This window comes from Neobacillus sp. plas4 (assembly GCF_057221695.1).
Genome location: NZ_CM170152.1, coordinates 4,481,556 through 4,502,221, shown reverse-complemented (window position 1 = coordinate 4,502,221; position 20,666 = coordinate 4,481,556). Strand labels below are relative to the sequence as shown.

Annotated in this window: 27 protein-coding genes and 1 pseudogene; 24 read left to right on the top strand and 4 right to left on the bottom strand. The window is 37.8% G+C overall.

The features are described 5' to 3' along the window. From AC2TFD_RS22750 to AC2TFD_RS22730, 5 genes are all read left to right on the top strand, one after another. On the top strand, nt 1-1,272 hold the full coding sequence (locus tag AC2TFD_RS22750) for a peptidase U32 family protein (RefSeq protein ID WP_484674022.1): 1,272 nt from the start codon (nt 1-3) through the stop codon (nt 1,270-1,272). Nucleotide 1,273: 1 nt separating this feature from the next. After that, the gene (gene udk / locus AC2TFD_RS22745) at nt 1,274-1,909 is read left to right on the top strand and encodes a uridine kinase (RefSeq protein WP_484674021.1); all 636 of its coding nucleotides are present in this window, start codon (nt 1,274-1,276) and stop codon (nt 1,907-1,909) included. A 161-nt stretch (nt 1,910-2,070) separates the two neighbouring features. Next, nucleotides 2,071-2,547, top strand: a complete 477-nt coding sequence (greA, locus tag AC2TFD_RS22740; RefSeq protein ID WP_335509824.1) for a transcription elongation factor GreA — start codon at nt 2,071-2,073, stop codon at nt 2,545-2,547. Nucleotides 2,548-2,615: 68 nt separating this feature from the next. Continuing rightward, nucleotides 2,616-4,388: a peptidoglycan D,D-transpeptidase FtsI family protein gene (locus AC2TFD_RS22735; protein ID WP_484674020.1), complete on the top strand. Its 1,773-nt coding sequence runs from the start codon at nt 2,616-2,618 to the stop codon at nt 4,386-4,388. A 66-nt stretch (nt 4,389-4,454) separates the two neighbouring features. Then, a complete protein-coding gene (locus tag AC2TFD_RS22730; RefSeq protein ID WP_484674019.1) occupies nt 4,455-5,144 on the top strand; it encodes a YrrS family protein in 690 nt (229 codons plus the stop codon). Between the two features lie 22 nt (nt 5,145-5,166). Here the strand turns inward: AC2TFD_RS22730 and AC2TFD_RS22725 are convergent, their stop codons facing one another. Beyond that, nucleotides 5,167-5,376: a DUF2536 family protein gene (locus tag AC2TFD_RS22725; RefSeq protein ID WP_335509818.1), complete on the bottom strand. Its 210-nt coding sequence runs from the start codon at nt 5,374-5,376 to the stop codon at nt 5,167-5,169. A gap of 162 nt (nt 5,377-5,538) precedes the next feature. Here AC2TFD_RS22725 and mtnN point away from each other — a divergent pair, with 162 nt between their 5' ends. From mtnN to AC2TFD_RS22685, 8 genes are all read left to right on the top strand, one after another. Beyond that, on the top strand, nt 5,539-6,234 hold the full coding sequence (mtnN, locus tag AC2TFD_RS22720) for a 5'-methylthioadenosine/S-adenosylhomocysteine nucleosidase (protein WP_335509815.1): 696 nt from the start codon (nt 5,539-5,541) through the stop codon (nt 6,232-6,234). A gap of 144 nt (nt 6,235-6,378) precedes the next feature. Further along, nucleotides 6,379-6,627 (top strand): YrhC family protein, encoded by a 249-nt coding sequence (locus AC2TFD_RS22715; RefSeq protein WP_335509814.1) that lies wholly within the window; start codon nt 6,379-6,381, stop codon nt 6,625-6,627. Nucleotides 6,628-7,048: 421 nt separating this feature from the next. Further along, complete coding sequence (locus tag AC2TFD_RS22710) at nt 7,049-7,189, top strand: YrzI family small protein (protein ID WP_335509812.1); 141 nt, start codon at nt 7,049-7,051, stop codon at nt 7,187-7,189. Between the two features lie 24 nt (nt 7,190-7,213). Beyond that, nucleotides 7,214-7,354 carry a YrzI family small protein gene (locus tag AC2TFD_RS22705; protein WP_484674018.1) on the top strand — a complete coding sequence of 47 codons (141 nt, stop codon included), beginning with the start codon at nt 7,214-7,216 and terminating at the stop codon, nt 7,352-7,354. 23 nt (nt 7,355-7,377) lie between these two features. Then, complete coding sequence (locus AC2TFD_RS22700; protein ID WP_335509808.1) at nt 7,378-7,521, top strand: YrzI family small protein; 144 nt, start codon at nt 7,378-7,380, stop codon at nt 7,519-7,521. Between the two features lie 538 nt (nt 7,522-8,059). Next, nucleotides 8,060-8,776, top strand: a complete 717-nt coding sequence (gene sigK, locus AC2TFD_RS22695; protein WP_335509806.1) for an RNA polymerase sporulation sigma factor SigK — start codon at nt 8,060-8,062, stop codon at nt 8,774-8,776. A 109-nt stretch (nt 8,777-8,885) separates the two neighbouring features. Further along, nucleotides 8,886-9,047 (top strand): hypothetical protein, encoded by a 162-nt coding sequence (locus AC2TFD_RS22690; protein WP_335509804.1) that lies wholly within the window; start codon nt 8,886-8,888, stop codon nt 9,045-9,047. A gap of 115 nt (nt 9,048-9,162) precedes the next feature. Further along, a complete protein-coding gene (locus AC2TFD_RS22685) occupies nt 9,163-10,953 on the top strand; it encodes a M3 family oligoendopeptidase (protein ID WP_484674017.1) in 1,791 nt (596 codons plus the stop codon). 446 nt (nt 10,954-11,399) lie between these two features. Here AC2TFD_RS22685 and pssA read toward each other — a convergent pair whose 3' ends face one another. After that, nucleotides 11,400-11,939 carry a CDP-diacylglycerol--serine O-phosphatidyltransferase gene (gene pssA, locus AC2TFD_RS22680; protein ID WP_335509800.1) on the bottom strand — a complete coding sequence of 180 codons (540 nt, stop codon included), beginning with the start codon at nt 11,937-11,939 and terminating at the stop codon, nt 11,400-11,402. 131 nt (nt 11,940-12,070) lie between these two features. On the opposite strand from pssA, the gene AC2TFD_RS22675 reads away from it, so the two are divergent. Continuing rightward, on the top strand, nt 12,071-12,868 hold the full coding sequence (locus AC2TFD_RS22675; RefSeq protein ID WP_484674016.1) for a phosphatidylserine decarboxylase: 798 nt from the start codon (nt 12,071-12,073) through the stop codon (nt 12,866-12,868). 51 nt (nt 12,869-12,919) lie between these two features. On the opposite strand, the gene sda is transcribed toward AC2TFD_RS22675, so the two are convergent. Next, complete coding sequence (gene sda, locus AC2TFD_RS22670) at nt 12,920-13,060, bottom strand: sporulation histidine kinase inhibitor Sda (protein ID WP_335509795.1); 141 nt, start codon at nt 13,058-13,060, stop codon at nt 12,920-12,922. Nucleotides 13,061-13,487: 427 nt separating this feature from the next. On the opposite strand from sda, the gene AC2TFD_RS22665 reads away from it, so the two are divergent. The 8 genes from AC2TFD_RS22665 to AC2TFD_RS22630 are packed head-to-tail and all read left to right on the top strand — an operon-like array spanning nt 13,488 to nt 18,526. After that, on the top strand, nt 13,488-14,003 hold the full coding sequence (locus AC2TFD_RS22665) for a YqeG family HAD IIIA-type phosphatase (protein WP_335509793.1): 516 nt from the start codon (nt 13,488-13,490) through the stop codon (nt 14,001-14,003). Between the two features lie 30 nt (nt 14,004-14,033). Continuing rightward, nucleotides 14,034-15,116, top strand: a complete 1,083-nt coding sequence (gene yqeH / locus AC2TFD_RS22660; RefSeq protein WP_335568524.1) for a ribosome biogenesis GTPase YqeH — start codon at nt 14,034-14,036, stop codon at nt 15,114-15,116. Between the two features lie 26 nt (nt 15,117-15,142). Continuing rightward, nucleotides 15,143-15,982 carry a shikimate dehydrogenase gene (gene aroE, locus AC2TFD_RS22655; protein ID WP_335509791.1) on the top strand — a complete coding sequence of 280 codons (840 nt, stop codon included), beginning with the start codon at nt 15,143-15,145 and terminating at the stop codon, nt 15,980-15,982. After that, entirely contained in the window at nt 15,976-16,266 is a 291-nt protein-coding gene (gene yhbY / locus AC2TFD_RS22650; protein ID WP_335509789.1) for a ribosome assembly RNA-binding protein YhbY, read from the top strand. The genes aroE and yhbY overlap by 7 nt, the downstream gene beginning before the upstream one ends. 16 nt (nt 16,267-16,282) lie before the next feature. Further along, a complete protein-coding gene (locus tag AC2TFD_RS22645) occupies nt 16,283-16,852 on the top strand; it encodes a nicotinate-nucleotide adenylyltransferase (protein WP_484674015.1) in 570 nt (189 codons plus the stop codon). Further along, nucleotides 16,842-17,411 (top strand): bis(5'-nucleosyl)-tetraphosphatase (symmetrical) YqeK, encoded by a 570-nt coding sequence (yqeK, locus tag AC2TFD_RS22640; RefSeq protein ID WP_484674014.1) that lies wholly within the window; start codon nt 16,842-16,844, stop codon nt 17,409-17,411. Before AC2TFD_RS22645 ends, yqeK begins: the two co-directional genes overlap by 11 nt. Before the next feature lie 3 nt (nt 17,412-17,414). Then, a complete protein-coding gene (rsfS, locus tag AC2TFD_RS22635; RefSeq protein ID WP_335509782.1) occupies nt 17,415-17,771 on the top strand; it encodes a ribosome silencing factor in 357 nt (118 codons plus the stop codon). After that, nucleotides 17,768-18,526, top strand: coding sequence for a class I SAM-dependent DNA methyltransferase (locus tag AC2TFD_RS22630; protein WP_335509781.1), 759 nt, complete (start codon nt 17,768-17,770; stop codon nt 18,524-18,526). Before rsfS ends, AC2TFD_RS22630 begins: the two co-directional genes overlap by 4 nt. A 52-nt stretch (nt 18,527-18,578) precedes the next feature. On the opposite strand, the gene comER is transcribed toward AC2TFD_RS22630, so the two are convergent. Further along, complete coding sequence (gene comER / locus AC2TFD_RS22625) at nt 18,579-19,403, bottom strand: late competence protein ComER (protein WP_335509779.1); 825 nt, start codon at nt 19,401-19,403, stop codon at nt 18,579-18,581. 87 nt (nt 19,404-19,490) lie between these two features. Here comER and AC2TFD_RS22620 point away from each other — a divergent pair, with 87 nt between their 5' ends. Further along, complete coding sequence (locus AC2TFD_RS22620; RefSeq protein ID WP_484674013.1) at nt 19,491-20,120, top strand: helix-hairpin-helix domain-containing protein; 630 nt, start codon at nt 19,491-19,493, stop codon at nt 20,118-20,120. A 78-nt stretch (nt 20,121-20,198) separates the two neighbouring features. Next, nucleotides 20,199-20,645: pseudogene (locus tag AC2TFD_RS22615) on the top strand (ComE operon protein 2); the annotation flags it as partial. Nucleotides 20,646-20,666 lie beyond the last annotated feature (21 nt).

Genomic DNA, 20,666 nt, shown 5'->3' with positions numbered 1-20,666 from the left:
ATGAATATTGTTAAAGATAATATTTCAGAAATCATCGATGGAAAACGCGTGATTGTGAAGAAGCCTGAACTCCTTGCGCCGGCAGGAAATCTTGAAAAATTAAAAATTGCTGTACAATATGGAGCAGATGCCGTATTTATTGGCGGACAGGAATATGGTCTTCGTTCAAATGCAGATAACTTTACATTTGAAGAAATGAAAGAGGGCGTAGAATTCGCAAAAAAATACGGAGCAAAAATATACGTTACTACAAATATCTTTGCTCACAATGAGAATATTGATGGTTTAGAAGAGTATATCCTCGGCTTAAAAGAAACAGGTATTGCCGGGATTATTGTTGCCGATCCATTAATTATTGAAACATGCCGCAGACTTGCACCAGAAATTGAAATTCATATTAGTACACAGCAATCCATTTCGAACTGGAAAACTGCTCAGTTCTGGAAAGAAAGCGGCGCAGAGCGTGTTGTTTTAGCGCGGGAGACAAGTGCAGAAGAAATTAGGGAAATGAAAGAAAAGGTCGATGTGGAAATTGAGATCTTTATTCATGGTGCGATGTGTATTGCTTATTCTGGACGTTGTACATTAAGTAATCATATGACAGCTAGGGACTCTAACCGAGGCGGCTGCTGCCAATCTTGCCGCTGGGATTATGACCTCTACCAATTAGAGGGAAGTACCGCAGAAATTCCACTTTACGGTGATAACGATGCACCTTTTGCCATGAGTCCTAAGGACCTTAATCTTATTCAAGCGATTCCTCAAATGGTTGAGCTCGGAATTGACAGCTTGAAAATTGAAGGACGTATGAAGTCCATTCACTATATTGCAACGGTAGTAAGTGTATATCGAAAAGTTATTGACGCCTATTGTTCAGACCCAGATAACTTTATAATTAAGCGTGAGTGGTTAGAAGAGCTGGATAAATGTGCAAACCGTGAAACGGCACCAGCATTTTTTGAAGGTGTTCCAGGGTATAAAGAGCAAATGTTTGGTAATCATAGCAACAAGACAAAGTTTGAATTTGTTGGTCTTGTGTTGGATTACAACGAAGAAACACAAATGGTTACACTTCAACAACGAAACCACTTTAAACCGGGACAGGAAGTTGAGTTCTTTGGTCCGGAAATTCAGAACTTTACACATGTGATTGATAAAATCTGGGATGAAAAAGGTAATGAATTGGATGCGGCTAGACATCCGCTTCAAATTGTACAATTTAAATTGGACAAACCGGTTTACCCTAACAACATGATGCGAAAGGAGAACTAGGTTGATGCGCAAACCGGTTGTTATTGGTGTTGCCGGAGGTTCCGGCTCTGGAAAAACGAGCGTTACAAAAGCAATTTATGAAAGCTTTAAGGGCCATTCTATAACCATGCTTCAGCAAGATTATTATTATAAAGACCAAAGCAATGTACCCTATGAAGAACGTTTGAAGACGAATTATGATCATCCGCTTGCGTTTGACAATGATTTGCTCATCGAACATATTCAGAAGCTGTTACGGTACGAGCCAATTGAAAAGCCTGTATATGATTACTCACTTCATACCCGCTCAAAAGAAGTTATTGAAGTTGCACCGAAAGATGTTATTATTTTAGAAGGTATTCTGGTTCTTGAGGATGAGCGGTTAAGGGATTTAATGGATATCAAGCTTTTTGTTGATACAGACGCTGATATTCGAATCATTAGGAGATTGTCTCGAGATATTAAAGAGCGTGGACGTACATTGGATTCTGTGATTGAACAATATACGAATGTTGTTCGTCCGATGCACAACCAATTTATCGAGCCAACCAAGAGATATGCAGATGTCATTATCCCTGAAGGCGGCCAAAATCATGTAGCCATTGATTTAATGGTCACAAAAATTCAAACAATTCTTGAACAAAAGTCATTTTTATGACACAATAGCGTAAAGATTAGTGTAATATGTATCAATAGTGGATGAATACAAGCTGCGCGCCCTTCTAAAAGGACGCGCTCCTATGTATTTATGTGATACCTACATAACATCAATAAACACAATCTATGGGGGATTGTGAAGACTAGAAGGAGTGAGAAGTTTTGGCGATAGATAAAGTATTTCCAATGACACAGGCAGGTAAGGACAAACTGATTCAAGAGCTTGAACATTTAAAATCAGTGAAACGTAAAGAAGTGGTAGAAAGAATTAAAATAGCAAGAAGTTTTGGGGATTTATCTGAAAACTCCGAATACGATTCTGCGAAGGAAGAACAAGCATTTGTAGAAGGCCGTATTACAACGTTAGAAAATATGATCCGCAATGCAAAAATTATTGAAGAAGGCGATATTGCTGGTGATTCCGTTACTCTAGGAAGCTCCGTTACTTTCGTTGAACTTCCTGATGGTGACGAGGAAACGTATACAATCGTTGGTAGTGCAGAAGCAGATCCGTTTGAAGGAAAAATTTCAAATGATTCTCCAATCGCAAAAAGCTTACTTGGTAAAAAAGTAGGCGATCAAGTCAATGTTCAAACACCAGGCGGCGATATGAGCGTCCGTATTGTGTCCATTAAGTAAGTAAGATTTTTCAACTTTATGTTTGAAATGGGAACACCTCGTCAAAACTCTTGACGAGGTGTTTTTTTATGATACGTATTCATAGACGAATAAAAGGATTACTCATCCTTTGTATGGCTGGACTTCTGCTTCTGACGGCAAGGTTAATTCAGATTCAGTTAGTCCAGACTGAAAGCTTTTCGAAGCACAATGTAAATCTATTAGAAGAAAGCGTAAAACAAAGAACACAGGAATTAGTGATTGATAATGGCCGAGGTAATTTTCTTGATCGAAATGGGGATTTGCTAACCCATAATAAGGTATCCGTCCTTGTCCTTTTTCCTTTCTTAAAAAATATAGAATGGGATATTGCAGCAGTTTCAGACATTACTGATATCTCAGAAGAAAGAATAACAGAGGCAGTGGAAGCTGCAAAAAAACCGTTTGCTTATGGAGAACCCCAGCCATTGGAGCTAACACCGTCACAAATGGAGAAAATTAATAAACTAGAGATACCTGGTGTATTTGCGATAGAAAAGAAATTCGAACGTAAGGTAATCCCCGCAGAGCAATTACTTGGTTTAACAGGAGAAAATGCAAAAATCCTAAAAAAACGGTATCCCGATAAGGAGTTATCAGAGAAAACACTTATTGGTGTTTCAGGTCTTGAAGAAAGCTTTGATGAATTCTTACTGCCTGAAGGAAACTCAAAACTTGTGTATCATGTTGATGGGGATGGAGCTCCGTTATTTGGAATAAATGTAAAGTATGTCGATCCTGCTAATCCGTTTTATCCTGTCAATGTAAGAACAACCATTGATAAAGGTTTACAACAAAAGTCTGAAGATTTAGTGGATAAGCACGGTGTCAAGAAGGGCGGATTAGTGCTCCTTGATATTGAAAGCAATAGTATCCTAGCCTCTGTTTCTCGTCCGGCTATTAATCAAAAGGATCCTTATAGCGGCTCAGGAATTACCAACCGAATGTTAAAGCAAGAAATTATGGGTTCTATTTTTAAAACAGTGGTTGCGGCGGCTGCCATCGATCAAAATCTTGATGTCCCCACTCGGGCTTTTAATTGCAGTCAGAAAATTAACGGGGAACCTGAATTAAAATATAACTACGGCATGCTTTCTTTTACTGAAAGCTTTGCGCGGAGCTGTAATCGGACTTTTGGGGAATTGGCAAAGGAACTGCAAAAGATTGATAAGGATTTATTGGAGGATTACGCTGAAAAATTGTCGTTAACAGGAACTGTCGGCTGGCAGGGAGAAGTCTATCATACCGATAATTTTAAACAGTTTGTTGACGAGGATAAAGGCAGAGTATTTTTGACAGATGAGGCTAAAAAAGATCCAAACTTCGCTGCGATGTCAGGTATTGGGCAGCATGAGGTGCGGGCAACCCCTTTGGCGATTGCCAATATGATGGCAACCATTGCGAGAGGTGGTAAGAAAGAAATGGTACGGATAGCTTCTAAAATAGAATATAAAAACGGAACGACAATGGTTACCTTTGAAAAAGAAGAATTACCTGGTGACACGATTTCCCCTTACAGTGCGATGAAACTTCAGAAAATGTTACGCGAGGTTGTGGTAAATCCAAATGGGACAGGCAGGTGGTTTCAGGATCTACCCTACGAAGTGGCTGGTAAATCTGGAACGGCCGAGACGGGAAAATATGAAAATGATAAACAACTTCATAATAAATGGTTCGCAGGCTATTTCCCGTATCAAAATCCTAAATATGCTCTTGTCGCAGTGAATCTGGATGTACTAGACACAGAAGGTGGTGTAAATATATTATTTGCCGATATGGTTAAAATGTTATACGAAAATGACAATGGATTACAAAACAATTAAAATCCTTCAAGTTCGACTCATTTCATGATAAGATGTTGACAGCCATATTTAATGGAGGGATAGTAAATGAGTAACGATTTCCAATCTGGCTCACGTTCTGGTTATAGGGCTAAAAGAAAGAAAACGAACCTCATCTTGAATAGTCTAATTGTTATTGTGCTAGCACTCATTTTCTTTGTAGCCTACACGATTTTTTTATCAGGTGACGATCAAGCAGCTTCAGAAAAGGAAGAAACAAAAACAGCAGCCAATCAAGCCTCAGAGAAAAAGGATAAAGCTGCTGACGATAAAGCTGCAAGTGATAAAGCAAATAAAGCTGCAAGTGATAAAGCTAAGGAAGAGACTGAATCAGAGGGAAGCACGGATGAAGAAAGTCAAGAAGCCGCAGCCCCAGAAAAGGAAGATGATTCCCAGGCAGTTGTGACGGAAGGGGATGGGTCTTCGAACGTAGTAAGGACGATTGAAAACCCTGCTTGGAAGCCTGTAGGGACCGTGCAAACAGGTGAACATTCACCAGTATACGAAAAGTCTTCTGTTGATTGGCAAGAAATGCTGAAGGCGATATCCTATGCCACTGGTTTGGAAGAAAGCAATATGACCGTATATTGGTTAGGACGAGATAAAGCATCCGGCAGCGGCTCCTTTAGTACGGTCGCGTCGAAGGATAAAACGCAAAAATACAATGTCTACCTTCAATGGGTGGATGGAGAAGGCTGGACGCCAACGAAAGTTGAAGAACTTTCCACAATAGAATAAAAAATAGGATGGAATCCCCATCCTATTTTTTTCGTTTAAAGTGTACCACAGCAGTATAAAACGTTTGCCCTTTTTCACTCACATACATTTGATGGGAAACTGAATGTACCCCTAATAGAATTGCTTTATTTTCCTCAATTTTTGCTTCGATTTTCTTTTCTAAAACTTTTAAATCCGCTGCGTCAAAAAATTCTACTTTATCCTCAATAAAATCAAGTTTAAAATTCAACATTGTATCATCCTTTCCCTATGTACATTTTAGTTAATTCCTGCGAATGAATCAATGTAATAATACCAACATCATGATAGGGAAAAACTCCTAACGTTGGAAGAATCCTGTCGAATGGTGGTAGAATACTTAAAGGTGCAAAAAAATAAAGAAAGAGGTTTAACTATGACAATTGCGATCATTGGAGCAATGGAAGAAGAAGTAAAACTATTAAGAGATCATATTAAGGGGCAAACCCAAGAAACCATTGCCGGCTGTGAGTTTACTTTTGGACAAATGAATGGCACAGATGTCATCCTGCTCCGGTCAGGAATAGGGAAAGTAAATGCAGCGATGTCTACAACGATTCTACTTGAAAAATATAAGCCTGATTGCATTATTAATACTGGGTCTGCTGGTGGCTTTAACCCTGATTTAAATGTAGGTGATGCGGTAATCTCAACAGAAGTACGTCATCATGACGTGGATGTAACAGCGTTCGGTTATGAATATGGGCAGGTACCACAGTTACCCGCAGCTTTTTTAGCGAATGAAAAATTAGTTCAAGCAGCTGAAAATGCCGCAAAGGAACTTGATAAATTCAAAATTGTTAAAGGGCTGATTGTTACAGGTGATTCTTTCATGGAAGATCCTGAACGTGTTAAATTTGTCCAATCTAAGTTCGAAAAATTACAAGCGGTTGAAATGGAGGCAGCTGCGATTGCGCAAGTGGCACATCGCTTTGGAGTACCTTTCGTAATCATTCGCTCATTATCTGACATCGCAGGAAAGGAATCAGAAATTTCTTTTGATCAATTTATCGACCAGGCAGCAACACATTCAGCAACATTGGTCATGAAAATAGTAGATGCATTAGGGTAAGGAGTTTATGATAGGGCAGCCAAAAGGTCCGGCGGAAACATCGCCGGATTTTTTGCCCTGTGTTTCTAGAATTTACATCCACATGAGAGCTCGCCTTTATGATAAACTAGCTTAGTAGATTCTAAGAAAAGCAGGTGACCAACAGTGGATAAACAAACAAAAAAGATTTATGAAAAAATGGTTGATTTAAAACACTTTGCTGTCGTATTACTCGCTGTCGGTGTATTTTTCTATTTAGGTGTTATCATTCCATCAGATTTAAAAACTGAAATGGATTTAAATATAATGATGATCTCTTGCATGTCCTTTTTAGCCTTTTCCCTTTTCCTTTTTATCAAAGCAAAACAATGCCAGTTAAAACTTATGGATATGGAAGATCACAAACAGAGATAAGTGTTCCTTTTGGGACGCTTATTTTTTTCATTCTGAATATCCAGGCAATTTCACTATTTTCAAAAAAATTCTAAAAAGTGGTTTACAAAGGGGAGGTTGATGGATATAATTACCGTAGTTAGTAAAAAATTCCGAAGGAGGTCGAAGAAAATGATGAAGTTAATGATGAAGTTAATGGTTGCTTACACATGGAGTGCTATTGGTATGACAACTGGATATTTGAATAAATTGCATTCGACCGATAGGAATGGATTGCTTAACTAATTTTTAGTTATCTTACATATCCATGCCGCAGGGAGTATGCTGCCCTGCGGTATTTTTGTGCTTAAAATTTGGCCGCAAGGGGGTAATTTCTTGCGGCCTTTTTGTGTCTTTAAAATGGATATATTTTACAAATTTACCTTTAAAAGGAAGTGATAGTATGACCTTAAATATTTTATTCTTTTCGATTACGTTCTCAAGACGCAATGAAAGTCTTCAACAAGCAGCACGCAATGAAATCGTTGAAAAGCTCTATGAACAGAACAAAGACCGCAATATGTCAGTCCATCAGTTATTATAAAAAAATCAAAGGAAGTGTATTGAAATGATTCTCAATATCTTATTTTTCTCGATTACTTTGAGAAAGCATAAAGTAAGTCTTGAAGAAGCAACACGCAATGAAACAGTTGAAAAGCTTTATGCGCAGCATAAAGATCGTCAACTTTCCATGTATCATTTACTTTAAACCCCTGGGTGGGAGGTGATCGTATGACCTTAAATCTAATATTTTTATCCATTACCATTAAAAAACGTGAGATGAGTTCTGAAGAAGCAGCGCACCAAGCGCAAATTAAGAAAATATATGAAGAAACAAAGGATCGGCAAATATCCGTTCATCGCATTATGTACTAATGATTTAACATGACAAAAAATGAAAGGTGGTTTTATAAATGATTTATTTAGTTCAAAAACAAGGAGCAATCATATGGAGTATGAAAGATACAACCTAGTTAAACTCGTTAAGGAGGCAGGAGATAATGCCAGTGCATAACTTTTTATTGTTTCTTTTCATAAAAGTAAAAAAGAAAAAATGATGTTATAATTAGTGATAAAAGATTGTTAACAAAACGTTCACATACCCCTAAGTTAGATACTGTGAAAATATGATAAATTCGAAGTAGTTAAAAGTATCTATCTAAAGGGGTGGATAATATGTTTATGATGGTGATGGCTTTAGTCATAACTGGAGCGATTGGTTGTGTAATCACTGCAGAATTGAGTGTTGAATAGTCAAAAAAGCATTGATCCTGCAAAGGTCAATGCTTTTTTTAGACATAAGCTATTAGACTCCATTTACAAATAAAATCTTTTGGACAGACACAATCCTCCTATTTCTAACATAGGAATTAGTTATAGGCAAAGCCCTAAAAAAGCACGGGGGTGGATGTGCATGGCAGGGATTTTTACAGCACTGGGTTATCTCATTAAGGAATTTTTATTTCTTGTCTCTTATGTAAAAAACAATGCTTTTCCGCAGCCCCTATCTGCTGCAGACGAAAGGAAATACCTACGATTGATGGCGGAAGGGGACTCACATGCCCGTAATATGTTAATTGAGCATAATTTGCGGCTTGTAGCTCATATTGTAAAAAAGTTTGAAAATACCGGTGAAGATTCAGAGGATTTAATTTCAATAGGAACAATCGGTTTAATTAAGGCGATTGAAAGCTTTTCAGAGGGGAAAGGAACAAAGCTGGCTACTTATGCCGCTCGATGTATTGAAAATGAAATTCTGATGCATTTAAGAGCTTTAAAGAAGACGAAAAAGGATGTCTCATTACATGACCCGATTGGACAGGATAAAGAAGGAAATGAAATCTCACTTATTGATGTTCTAAAGTCGGAATCAGAAGATGTTATTGATACCATTCAGTTAAATATGGAGCTCGAAAAAATTCGCAAATATATCGATGTCCTTGATGACAGGGAAAAAGAGGTAATTGTGGGTCGTTTTGGTCTAGACCTTCAAAAAGAAAAGACTCAGAGAGAAATAGCTAAGGAATTAGGAATTTCGAGAAGCTATGTTTCTAGGATTGAAAAAAGAGCATTAATGAAAATGTTCCATGAGTTTTATCGTGCAGAAAAAGAGCGTAAAAAGAGGAATTAGGTAAGAGTCGGTATTTTTCCGACTCTTTTTTTGTTTTTAAACGGCTTGTGCCTATACGGGAAGGGAGATAGGGACATAACCTATTATAAAAGGGAAAGGGGGTATTTATGTGTCATATGGTTATCTTAGTCCCTATTGCTGTTCAGCCCCTTATCCAGTATATCCTGTTCCTTACACAGCTGGCGGAGGAGGATGGTACGCGCTGTTTATCGTTTTATTGATATTAGTGCTTATCTTTGGCGGATGGTGGTATTATACGACGTGCTGTTAAACTAGTTCAAAACTTGTGCACCTTGAGCACAAGCTTTTTTTTATGAAATGCTAATAATAGAATTTTTTAACAAATATATTATAATGAAATGGTACATAGAAAAGGGGGTAACAAATTGACAGCTGCTACATATTCAGATGTTTGGAATCTTGAGGTATTTTTTAAGGGTGGAAGCAATTCAGCTGAACTGGCGGACCATCTAAAGGTTACGAAGGAATTAATTGAACAATTTGCAATAAAGGTACAGAATTGGAATCCAATCAATACTTCCGAGGATAAGGTCTATCTAAAAGAATTACTATCAGACTTCGAGCGGGCAGGTAAAAAGCTTCGTCAGGCATCCGCATTTGTTGGCTGCTTACAGGCGCAAAATACAGAAGATAAAAAGGCTTATGCCCTTGAGGCAACCGTTACAGGACTTAGTGCCACTTTCCAATCTGCACTAAGTGCATTTGACAATCTATTATCATCGATCCATGATGAGGCCTGGAATCAAGTGTTAGAGGATGAGTACCTGAAGGAACTGACGTTTTCGCTTAGCGAAAGGCGAGAACGAGCAAAAGATAAGTTATCAATTGAAGAAGAAGGATTAATTAGTGCTCTGGGCGTTGATGGCTATCATAGCTGGGGACAATTGTATGATCTAATTGTTAGTAAAATAAAGATACCAGTTGAAGAAAATGGAGAAATAAAGCAGCTTTCTATTGGGCAGGCAGCTAATAAGTTTTCCAGTTCGGACAGGAATGTGCGTGCATCCGTTTTTAAAAGCTGGGAGAAATCATGGAATGAACAAGCAGATTACTTATCAAAAACATTAAATCACCTATCAGGATTTCGCTTAAATGTTTATAAAAAACGTGGTTGGGACGATGTTTTGAAAGAACCGTTAAGTATTAATCGAATGAAAAAAGAAACATTGGAAACGATGTGGACAGTCATTTCAGATAATAAACAGCCGCTTGTTGAATATTTGAACCGAAAGGCCAGACTATTAGGGATTGAAAAATTAAGCTGGTTTGATTTAGACGCTCCATTTGGAAAAGCAGAGTCAAAGGTTTCCTACCAAGAGGGTGCTGAATTTATCGAACAAAATTTTGCTCTTTTTGGTGAAAAGATGTCTGCGTTCGCAAAGAAAGCATTTGAAGATCAATGGATTGAAGCTGAAGACCGCCCTGGCAAAGCACCCGGTGGCTTCTGTACTGGATTCCCTGAAAGTGAAGAATCTCGTATTTTCATGACGTATTCTGGTACACCTTCGAATGTCTCGACACTTGCCCATGAGCTGGGTCATGGATTCCATTCCTATGCCATGAGAGGGGTGCATTATCTAAATCGCGGGTATGCAATGAATGTTGCAGAAACGGCATCAACATTTGCTGAAATGATTGTTGCAGATGCAGCTGTAAAAAATGCTAAGGATGAAGAGGAAAAGCTTGCTCTGCTTGACGATAAAATTCAAAGAACGGTTGCTCTATTAATGAACATCCATGCTCGCTTTTTGTTTGAAACTCGTTTTTATGAGGAAAGAAAGCTTGGTCCTGTCTCTGTTGAATCCTTAAATGAATTAATGGAGAAAGCTCAGAAAGAAGCCTATTGTGATGCCTTGGATCAATATCATCCATTATTCTGGGCGTCTAAGCTTCATTTTTTCATTACCGGGGTACCGTTTTATAACTTTCCTTATACATTTGGCTATTTGTTCTCTCTTGGGATTTATGCACAGGCACTAGAGGAAGGTAAGGGGTACGAAGAAAAGTATATCTCATTATTAAGAGATACAGCTTCTATGACAGTTGAGGATTTGGCTTCTAAGCATTTGCAGGTTGATTTAAGTCAAAGAGATTTCTGGGAAAAGGCGGTTCGAATCTGTATTGACGATATCGATGAGTTCCTGAAATTAACGTGAAAATAAATAAAAATAAGGCCCAGCAGGATACCTGCTGGGCCTTACTATATGATATGATAAATTCTTTTGAACTTAGTTTACTGTTCAGCTCCACAAGAGTAAGCTTCGGAAGCGTTACTTCGCACGAAAGAAAAGCGTTAGCTTTTCTGAGGAGCGCCCTAGCGGCTAGTGTCCTTCGCTCTCCGCGAGTAAAAATCCCTTCAGGATTTTTACCTACCTACGATAAGTCAAGCACGAATGCGCCTCTGGCTCTTCGTGTTTCCTTTATCTCAGTTGGAGCGCTCCACAAGGGATGCTTCGACAGCATAGGGCTTCGCACGAAGGAAAAGCGTTAGCTTTTACGAGGAGGCCATACGCCGCTGACCACTAAGGAAAGCTCCTTCGAATAATCATCGCAGGACCAAGCTGCACTTTGGCTTGGTCCGAGGGCGCTTCCGCTTTTCGTTTTACATTTTTCTGAGTTTGAATGGACTAACCATTAGGAATGATAAAATGATGATGATAAATAGGAATGTCTGAGCTGGTAAATATGGAATAGCCAAAAAGCTCAAGGTTGCTAAGCAGCCTGCGGCTGTAATGGGAAGACCAGTAAAGTAACCATTGCTTTCCGTAATATTAAATCTAGCCAATCTAAACGCACCGCAGCCAATAAAGAAAACGGTAAAAAAGGAACCGGGTCCGCCAAATTCATTTAAAATTCCCTGATATAGTAATAGTGCAGGCGCTACTCCAAATGATATAATATCACTCATGGAATCTAATTGTTTGCCTAGATCTGATTCAATATTAAACTTTCTTGCAACCATTCCATCAAAGCGATCCGCTAATGCAGCGATAAAAATTAATAGTAAACTTAAACGTAAATTACCTTCCATAGCAAAAATAATGGCAAATCCACCAAAAGATAAATTTGTTAACGTAATGACGTTAGCAGTTTGGGACTTAAGTTTCTTAATTGTAGAATCAAAAACGTCTAATAAAAACATTTTGCTCCACCACTCCTTTTCAACAAAAGCCGGAAGAGAACTTTGTTTATTATACTTATTGTATGTATTTAATATTAAGCTTTTTAGTCGGTTTCGTAAAGAGTATTTTTACACTTTTTGGGGGTAATACGATGTTGAAGCATGTATATCGTTTCATGATAGAATTAACAAATGGAAAATGGTCATCTGTGATTTTAAAGGTATTTGCACGTTCTAGACTTAGCAAATTGGTTGTCCCTTCGTTCGCGAAGATTTATCACCTAAATCAGAGTGAAATGGATAAAGCAATACATGAATATCCTACCCTTCATGATTTATTTATTCGAACATTAAAGAAAGAAGTACGAAAAGTCGATACAAGTACTAAAACAGTGGTAAGCCCTGTAGATGCCGTCATTGAGGATGTGGGGACTATCAATCAAACGAGTGAAATGGTTGTAAAGGGTAAAACCTATTCCATTCAAGAAATGCTTGGAAGTCAGGAGTCTGCAAATAAATATTTACAAGGTACATATATGATACTCTATTTAAGCCCGAGTCATTATCATCGGATACATAGTCCTGTAAAGGGAACTATTGTTAAACAATGGACACTCGGATCAAAATCTTATCCTGTTAATAAAATGGGATTAAAATATGGAGTTCGAACTTTAGCAAAAAATTACCGAATGATTACAGAAGTAGATACATCCTATGGGTATACGGCTATTGTGAAAGTTGGAGCCATGTTTGTAAATTCAATTGAAAGAACGCATACAGGAACAGAGCTTGAAAAAGGTGACGAAATGGCCTATTTCAGTTTCGGCTCAACGGTTGTATTGTTGTTTGAAAAGGGGATCATTCAGCTGGATTCCTCTATTGAAACACCAAAGGATATTAGAATCGGTGAAAAAATTGGACTGCTGATTAAGGAAAATGGCGGTGATTAAATAACATCTCTTAAAAAAGAAAAAGCCCTCTAGGGGCATAGTATAAGATTCTTATGAAGAAATCTGCAATTTTTTAAATAGGGAACGGCGATGTATTTCTGTTTCAATAAGTTGAATAAACTCTGGACATAAATTTAATTCTCTTGCTTTAAAGTAGGATTCGATTAGTAACTCATCTGACAGTTTACGCAAGCCAGAATGCACCTCCATATAAAAAATAAATGGTACTAAAAATTTTAAAAGAAGCATAAAATGGTAGGTTCAATTGGTGTACCCTAAATCTACCAAATTAACTTGAATCGGACAACCTTTCCAATTATTCACAATTAGCCGTGGATAACTTGTGACTAATTTGTTTATAAATTATTAAAAAGTGACTGAAACAATGGGTATAATGTTAATAACTTTATCCACAGGAGTGGAAAGACTGGGGTTTTGTCGAAAAATATTTTTTAAATTTAGGATTTAAGGCAATATGTTTTCAATTCTCTGTAAAAAAAGTCCGGCTATGACAAATAATAAATCATACTATAATTAATTCGTTTTATTTTGATACAAAGGTTAAAATTGGTTATGATGGTACAGATAAACAGAAGTTAATTAATGAGGTGTAAGCTTAGTGTTAAAGAATTTTTTACCTAATGAACATGTTAAGAGCATATTAGATATTGATCCTGTAGAATTGAAAAAAAGAGGAATTAAGGGAATTATAACGGATTTGGATAATACGCTTGTGGAATGGGATCGACCAAATGCGACACCTGAGCTAATAAACTGGTTCGAACAAATTAAAAAACACAATATTCTCGTGACTATTGTTTCTAATAATAATGAAATGCGAGTAAAAGAATTCTCGGATCCTTTGCAAATACCATTTATCTTTCGAGCGAGGAAACCGACTGTACGTGCGTTTAATAAGGCTCTTTCTCAAATGGGTATTAGAAAGGAAAATGCTGTTGTTATTGGAGATCAATTATTAACGGATGTCTTTGGTGGAAACCGAAGCGGATTTCACACCATTCTGGTGGTCCCTGTTGCACAAACAGATGGTTTTTTTACAAAATTTAACCGATTTGCTGAACGAAGAATTTTGAATTGGTTCAGAAGAAAAGGCTTGATTCAATGGGAGGATTAAAGTGTGAGTGAACAAGAGCAAAATTTATGTATGGGGTGCGGTGTAAAGGTCCAAACTGAGAACCCGGCGGAGTTAGGATATGCACCGTCATCAGCACTTGAAAAAGAAGCGATTATTTGTCAACGCTGTTTTCGGCTTAAGCATTATAACGAGGTTCAGGATGTTAGTTTAACCGATGATGACTTTCTCAAAATTTTAAATGGGATTGGTCAGACGGATGCATTAATTGTGATGATTGTGGACATTTTTGATTTTAATGGTAGCTGGCTGCCTGGTTTACACCGATTTGTAGGAAAGAACAAAATCGTCCTGGTGGGGAACAAAGTTGACCTTCTGCCCAAATCAGTAAAACATAACAAATTGATTAATTGGATGAAACAAGAATCAAAAGAGCTGGGGTTAAGGCCAGAAGAGGTTTTCTTAGTCAGTGCAGAGAAAGGCAAGTTCATCAATGAAACGGCTGCTGCCATTGACGAATTGCGAAATGGAAAAGATGTCTATGTCGTAGGATGTACAAATGTAGGGAAATCTACATTTATAAATAGAATCATTAAGGAAGTTACGGGTGAAGAGGATATTATTACTACATCGCACTTTCCCGGCACTACTTTAGACATTATAAAAATCCCGCTTGAGGATGGAAAATCTCTGATTGATTCACCTGGAATTATCAATCATCATCAAATGGCTCACTTTGTAGATAAGAGAGATTTAAAAGTGATTACTCCCAAAAAGGAAATAAAACCAAAGGTATTCCAATTAAATGAAGGTCAAACTTTATTTTTTGGAGGATTGGCGAGATTTGACTTTATAAGCGGAGACAGAGCCTCATTTGTCTGTCACGTATCTAATGAACTGAACATTCATCGCACAAAAACAGAAAATGCAGATGAACTATATAGAACCCACATAGGGGAAATGCTAGCTCCACCGCGAAAAGATGAAGTAGATTCATTTCCTGAGCTAGTAAAACAAGAATTTGTGATTAAGGATGCCAAGACGGATGTTGTGTTTTCGGGTTTAGGGTGGATAACCGTTAACGATCCAGGGGTAAAGGTTGCGGCATACGTTCCTAAAGGTGTTCAAACACTAATACGTAAATCCTTAATCTAAAATAGAGTAAATGGGGGGAGAAACAGGTGGAAAAACTTTTAGCGGTTCTTGGAAATCCAATTGGTCACTCAATGTCGCCAGTTATGCTTAATGATGTAATAAAGGTAAATAATATTGAAGCTTATTATCTCCCATTTCATGTGAAAAATGACGATCTTCCAGCTGCTATCCGTGGCTTAAGAGCAATTGGCGTATTAGGTTTTAATGTGACAATTCCACATAAAACTGCCATCATTCCTTTGTTAGATGAAGTGGATAAACTGGCTTTAAGCATAGGGGCCGTCAACACGGTTGTAAATGAAAATGGAAGGTTAATTGGCTATAATACGGATGGATATGGATTTTTAAAGGGGCTAAACGCATATATTACTTCCTTATCGGATAAAAAAGTATTAGTCATTGGGGCGGGTGGAGCAGCAAGAGCTATTTATTTTACTATGGCAAAAATGAAGCCCTTAGCAATTGACATCGCTAATCGGACTATCGGCAAGGCAGAGGAGCTCATTGCGGCTTGTCCATTTGATACATCTTCCAAAGCTTTATCTTTAGTTGAGGCAGGAGATCAATTGGCGGAATATGATGTGATAATACAAACCACGATGATTGGGATGCACCCGAAAATTGAAGAGATACCGATTAGTCTCGAACATTTAAATCAACAGTCACTGGTTTGTGATATAATTTACAACCCGCTTGAAACCCAGTTTTTAAAAGAAGCTCGGGAAAAAGGGGCAACCATTCAGAATGGAATCGATATGTTTGTTTATCAAGGGGCACTTGCTTTTGAAAAATGGACTGGAATTTTCCCTGATGTAAATCGAATGAGAGAGAATGTATTACTACAGCTTGGAGGCGTGAAATGTTAACAGGTAAACAAAAAAGGTTTTTGAGATCAAAAGCTCATCATTTAGATCCCATCTTTCAAGTAGGAAAAGGTGGAGTAAATGAAAATATGATCAAGCAGGTAGCGGATGCTTTGGAAGCAAGAGAGCTATTTAAAATCAGTGTTCTGCAAAATTGTGAAGAAGATAAAAATGTTGTTGCAGAGCAATTGGCAGAAGGTACAGGAGCGGATATTGTCCAGATTATTGGAAATACTATAGTACTTTACAAAGAATCGGTGGAAAAGAAACAAATTTCGCTTCCATAGTAAAGGAGCTGTCATCATGACAAGGGTTGGGATTTTGGGAGGGACATTTGACCCGCCTCATTACGGACATTTATTAATTGCAAATGAGGTACTCTCTGAACTTAATCTTGATGAAATTTGGTTTATGCCAAACCAAGAGCCTCCTCACAAGCAAAAATCAGAATCTGTTGAAAATATCGACCGTTTGCAAATGCTAGAGCTTTCGATTGAAGGGAACCCTGCATTTAAAATTGAAAAGATTGAACTTGAGAGGTTAGGTCCTTCATTTACGGTCGATACCATGAAAATCTTAAATGAGCGATTTCCTGAACATCAATTTTACTTCATCATTGGTGCCGATATGATCGAATATCTGCCTAAATGGCATATGATTGATGAATTGATTGAGCTTGTACAATTTGTTGGTGTTGAAAGACCAAAATATAGCTCAGAAACAGAATATCCTATTACTTATGTGGACATACCTGCATTTGAAGTTTCGTCCAGTATGATCAGAAAGAGAGTCGAACAAGGCAGGAGTGTTCGCTATTTATTACCCGACCGGGTCATTGATTTTATTAGGGAGAACCATTTATATGGAACGTGAAGCAGCATTAAAAATTGTCAAAGAACAGTTAACAGACCATCGATACCAGCATACATTAGGCGTCATGGAAACAGCTATTGCTTTAGCGAAACAATATGGTGCCGATGAAAAAAAAGCGGAACTAGCGGCGATTTTTCATGATTATGCAAAGTTTCGTAATAAGGATGAAATGAGGCAAATCATTTTATCGGAAAAGTTTCCTGAAGACTTACTTCACTATCACTCAGAATTGTGGCATGCTCCCGTGGGTGCCTATTTGGTCGAAAAGGAAGCAGGAATCAAGGACAAAGAAGTACTGAATGCCATCCGCTTTCATACATCAGGAAGACCAGGAATGACGCTGTTGGAAAAAGTAATCTATTTAGCCGATTATATTGAACCAGGTCGACATTTTCCAGGTGTTGAGGATGTAAGAGCCTTAGCAAAACAAGATTTAGACAATGCTTTAATACAAGCAGTTAAAAACACCATCCTATTCTTAATGGAAAAGAATCAATCGGTTTACCCCGATAGCTATCAAACATATAATGATCTCGTAATGAAGAGACAGGAGGACTGATTAATGACTAATCAGGAGTTATTAAAAATTGCGGTAAAAGCAGCAGATGATAAAAGAGCAGAAGATATTCTAGCACTGAATATGCAGGGGATTTCCTTAATTGCCGATTATTTTATTATTTGTCATGGAAACTCTGACAAACAAGTACAGGCAATTGCTAGAGAAATCAAAGAGAAGGCAGAAGAAAACGGATATAATGTGAAAAGAATGGAAGGCTTCGATGAGGCAACGTGGATCTTAATTGACCTTGGAGATGTGGTTGCACACGTTTTCCACCGTGATGAAAGAAGTTATTATAAATTAGAGCGGTTATGGGGAGATGCTCCTCTAGAGGATATTCACAGTGAGTTGACCACATGAGTTATGAACAGTTCGCCTATCTTTATGACGAGCTCATGCAAGATGCTCCCTATGATGAATGGGTTCGATTTGTTAAAGATAAATTGAAAAAATATCAGGTTGATGGTAAAAATCTGCTTGATTTGGCCTGTGGCACAGGAGAGCTCTCCGTTCGCTTTGCTAAGGAGGGCTTTTCCGTTGTTGGAATAGACTTATCAGGTGATATGCTTGCCGTTGCCCAGGCAAAAGCACAGGAGGAAGGCCTGCAAATACCTTTTTTTGAGCAGGACATGGTAAGTATTGAAGGTCATGGAGAATTCGATATTATTGGGATTTTTTGCGATTCTTTAAACTACTTGGAATCAGATCATGATGTCATACATACTTTTTCTAGTGCTTTACATCATCTAAAGGATGACGGGATATTCTTTTTTGATGTTCACTCCACTTATAAAATTGCTGAGGTTTTTCTCAATCAAACCTTTGTATCTACAGAAGATCAAGTATCTTATATTTGGAATAGCTTTCCCGGTGAAAATCCGAATAGTGTTGAACATGAACTAAGTTTCTTTGTACTAGATGAGCAAACCGGCAAATACAATCGTTACGATGAGCTTCATATCCAAAGAACCTACCCAGTTGAACAGTATTCAGAATGGTTAGCAGAAGTTGGATTTGAACTCCTCGAAGTCTGTGCTGATTTCGACAATATCCAACCACAGCCGAATTCAGAGCGAATATTTTTTATTGCAAAAAAAAAGCCATCTTTTAAATAAAAAAGATGGCTTTTTTTGAAAAAAATAAAGGATTTTGTTAAATCTTAGCGAATTAATGTTTATAGAACTGCGTATTTACCTTTTCTATGTCTTCATTAAACTTTGAATGTGTCGCATGGAAAAGATGTTCAAAGACATCTCCAAGCTCTTCCTCCATCACTTTAATGCCCTCACCTGTAATACCGCCCTTAACACAAACTTTTTCTTGCAAGGAAGGTAATGTATAATGCCCTTGTTTTATTAGCTCCCCGAGACCTATAATCATTTCACTTGCCATAACAGTAGCCGTTTCTTCATCAATCTCCGTTTCTTTTACCGCCGCAAGAATAAATCGCTGCAGCAGGTAACTGAAAAATGCTGGACCACAGCTAACGATATCGGATGCCACTCTTGTGATTGTCTCATCAATAGTTACTGGTACCGAAATCTTCGTAAACAAACTCTCCACTTTTGTTTTCCAATTTTCACTACAATTTTCACCATAGGTTATGAGAGACACTCCCGCTAATGCCCTGTTTGTAATACTTGGAATAACCCTGGCAACAGAACAAGCTGTTAACGCTTCAAGTTGGTTTGTGTCAATAGGACTGGTAATGGAAATGACACATTTTCTGGTACCTAAATGGGGATTAATTTCAGTTAGAATAGAATGAACATCCAACGGTTTGACACAAACGAATACTAAATCGGATTGAGATGCTACCTCAGCAGCATTTTCTCCAACTCTTATATTTTTATATTTATCTTTAAGCAGCATCGCTTTAGTTTTTGTCCTATTCGTAATGACCATTGAAGAAGGGGATACTGCCTTTCCATCGATCAAAGCCTCGATCAAAATTGTCCCCATATTACCGGTACCGATGATACCAATTTTCATTATTCCGACCCTCCTTCGAATGCAGATTCTCTAATAACAATATGAGATTTAGTTGTGAAATATACCACTTGAAAGGATGGATTCATGTTGAAGGACTGGATTATAGAGCATAAGAAGTATGTAATGATTGCCGCGGTAATCGCTTTTGCTGCCATTTTTTATTTCTTAGAGGAAAGTAAATCATCTGTAAGTAATCTAGAAAATATCGTTCCACAAAGTATCACGGAGGAGAAAGAAACCGAGCTTTCGCCAGAACAAATAACTGAACCTCAAAGCATTATTGTAGATGTTAAAGGTCAAGTGAAAATGCCGGGTGTGTATTCATCAGCTGAGGGTGAACGCGTAATAGATGTGATAAATCGTGCTGGAGGATTAACGGAGAACGGTGATGAAAGTCAGGTGAACTTTGCTGAGCATGTACAAGATGCGATGGTTATTTATATTCCTGCGAAGGGAGAGGAGGGCATTGCTGGTGATGGGGGAACTGCCGGGTCTGTTATGAATATCGGTGGTGACAAACAGGCAAAAATAAATTTAAATAAAGCAGATGAAAATGAATTGCAAAACCTTCCTGGAATTGGTCCTTCAAAGGCTGCAGCGATATTGGAATACAGAGAGACAAATGGCGTATTTAAAAGTGTGGAAGATTTGAAAAATATTAGTGGAATCGGTGAAAAAACATTCGAAAAACTTAAAGATCTTATAACTGTTAAATAAGAATTACAATTGACCTTTTAAAGCCGCAGATATTACACTAAAAGAGAGAAAAAAATCGAATTTTGGGGAGTTGAGGAAGTGGAACGCATTTCATGGGATCAGTATTTTATGGCACAAAGCCATTTGCTGGCATTAAGAAGTACATGTACAAGGCTAACGGTAGGCGCAACCATAGTCAGAGACAAGCGAATCATTGCCGGAGGTTACAATGGATCAATTGCCGGGGGAGACCATTGTATTGATAAAGGTTGTTATGTTATTGATAACCATTGTGTTAGAACGATCCATGCTGAAATGAATGCACTTTTACAATGTGCTAAGTTCGGTGTGCCTACAGCGGACTCCGAAATTTATGTTACTCATTTCCCATGTCTCCAATGCTGCAAAGCTATTATTCAAGCTGGGATTAAAACAGTTTATTATGCCGAGGATTATAAAAACCACCCTCACGCTATTGAATTATTTCAGCAAGCAAATGTTAAGACGGAAAAAGTAGAATTAAAAGAATCAGTTATTGATTTCCGGAAAATGGGACAATAAAAGCAA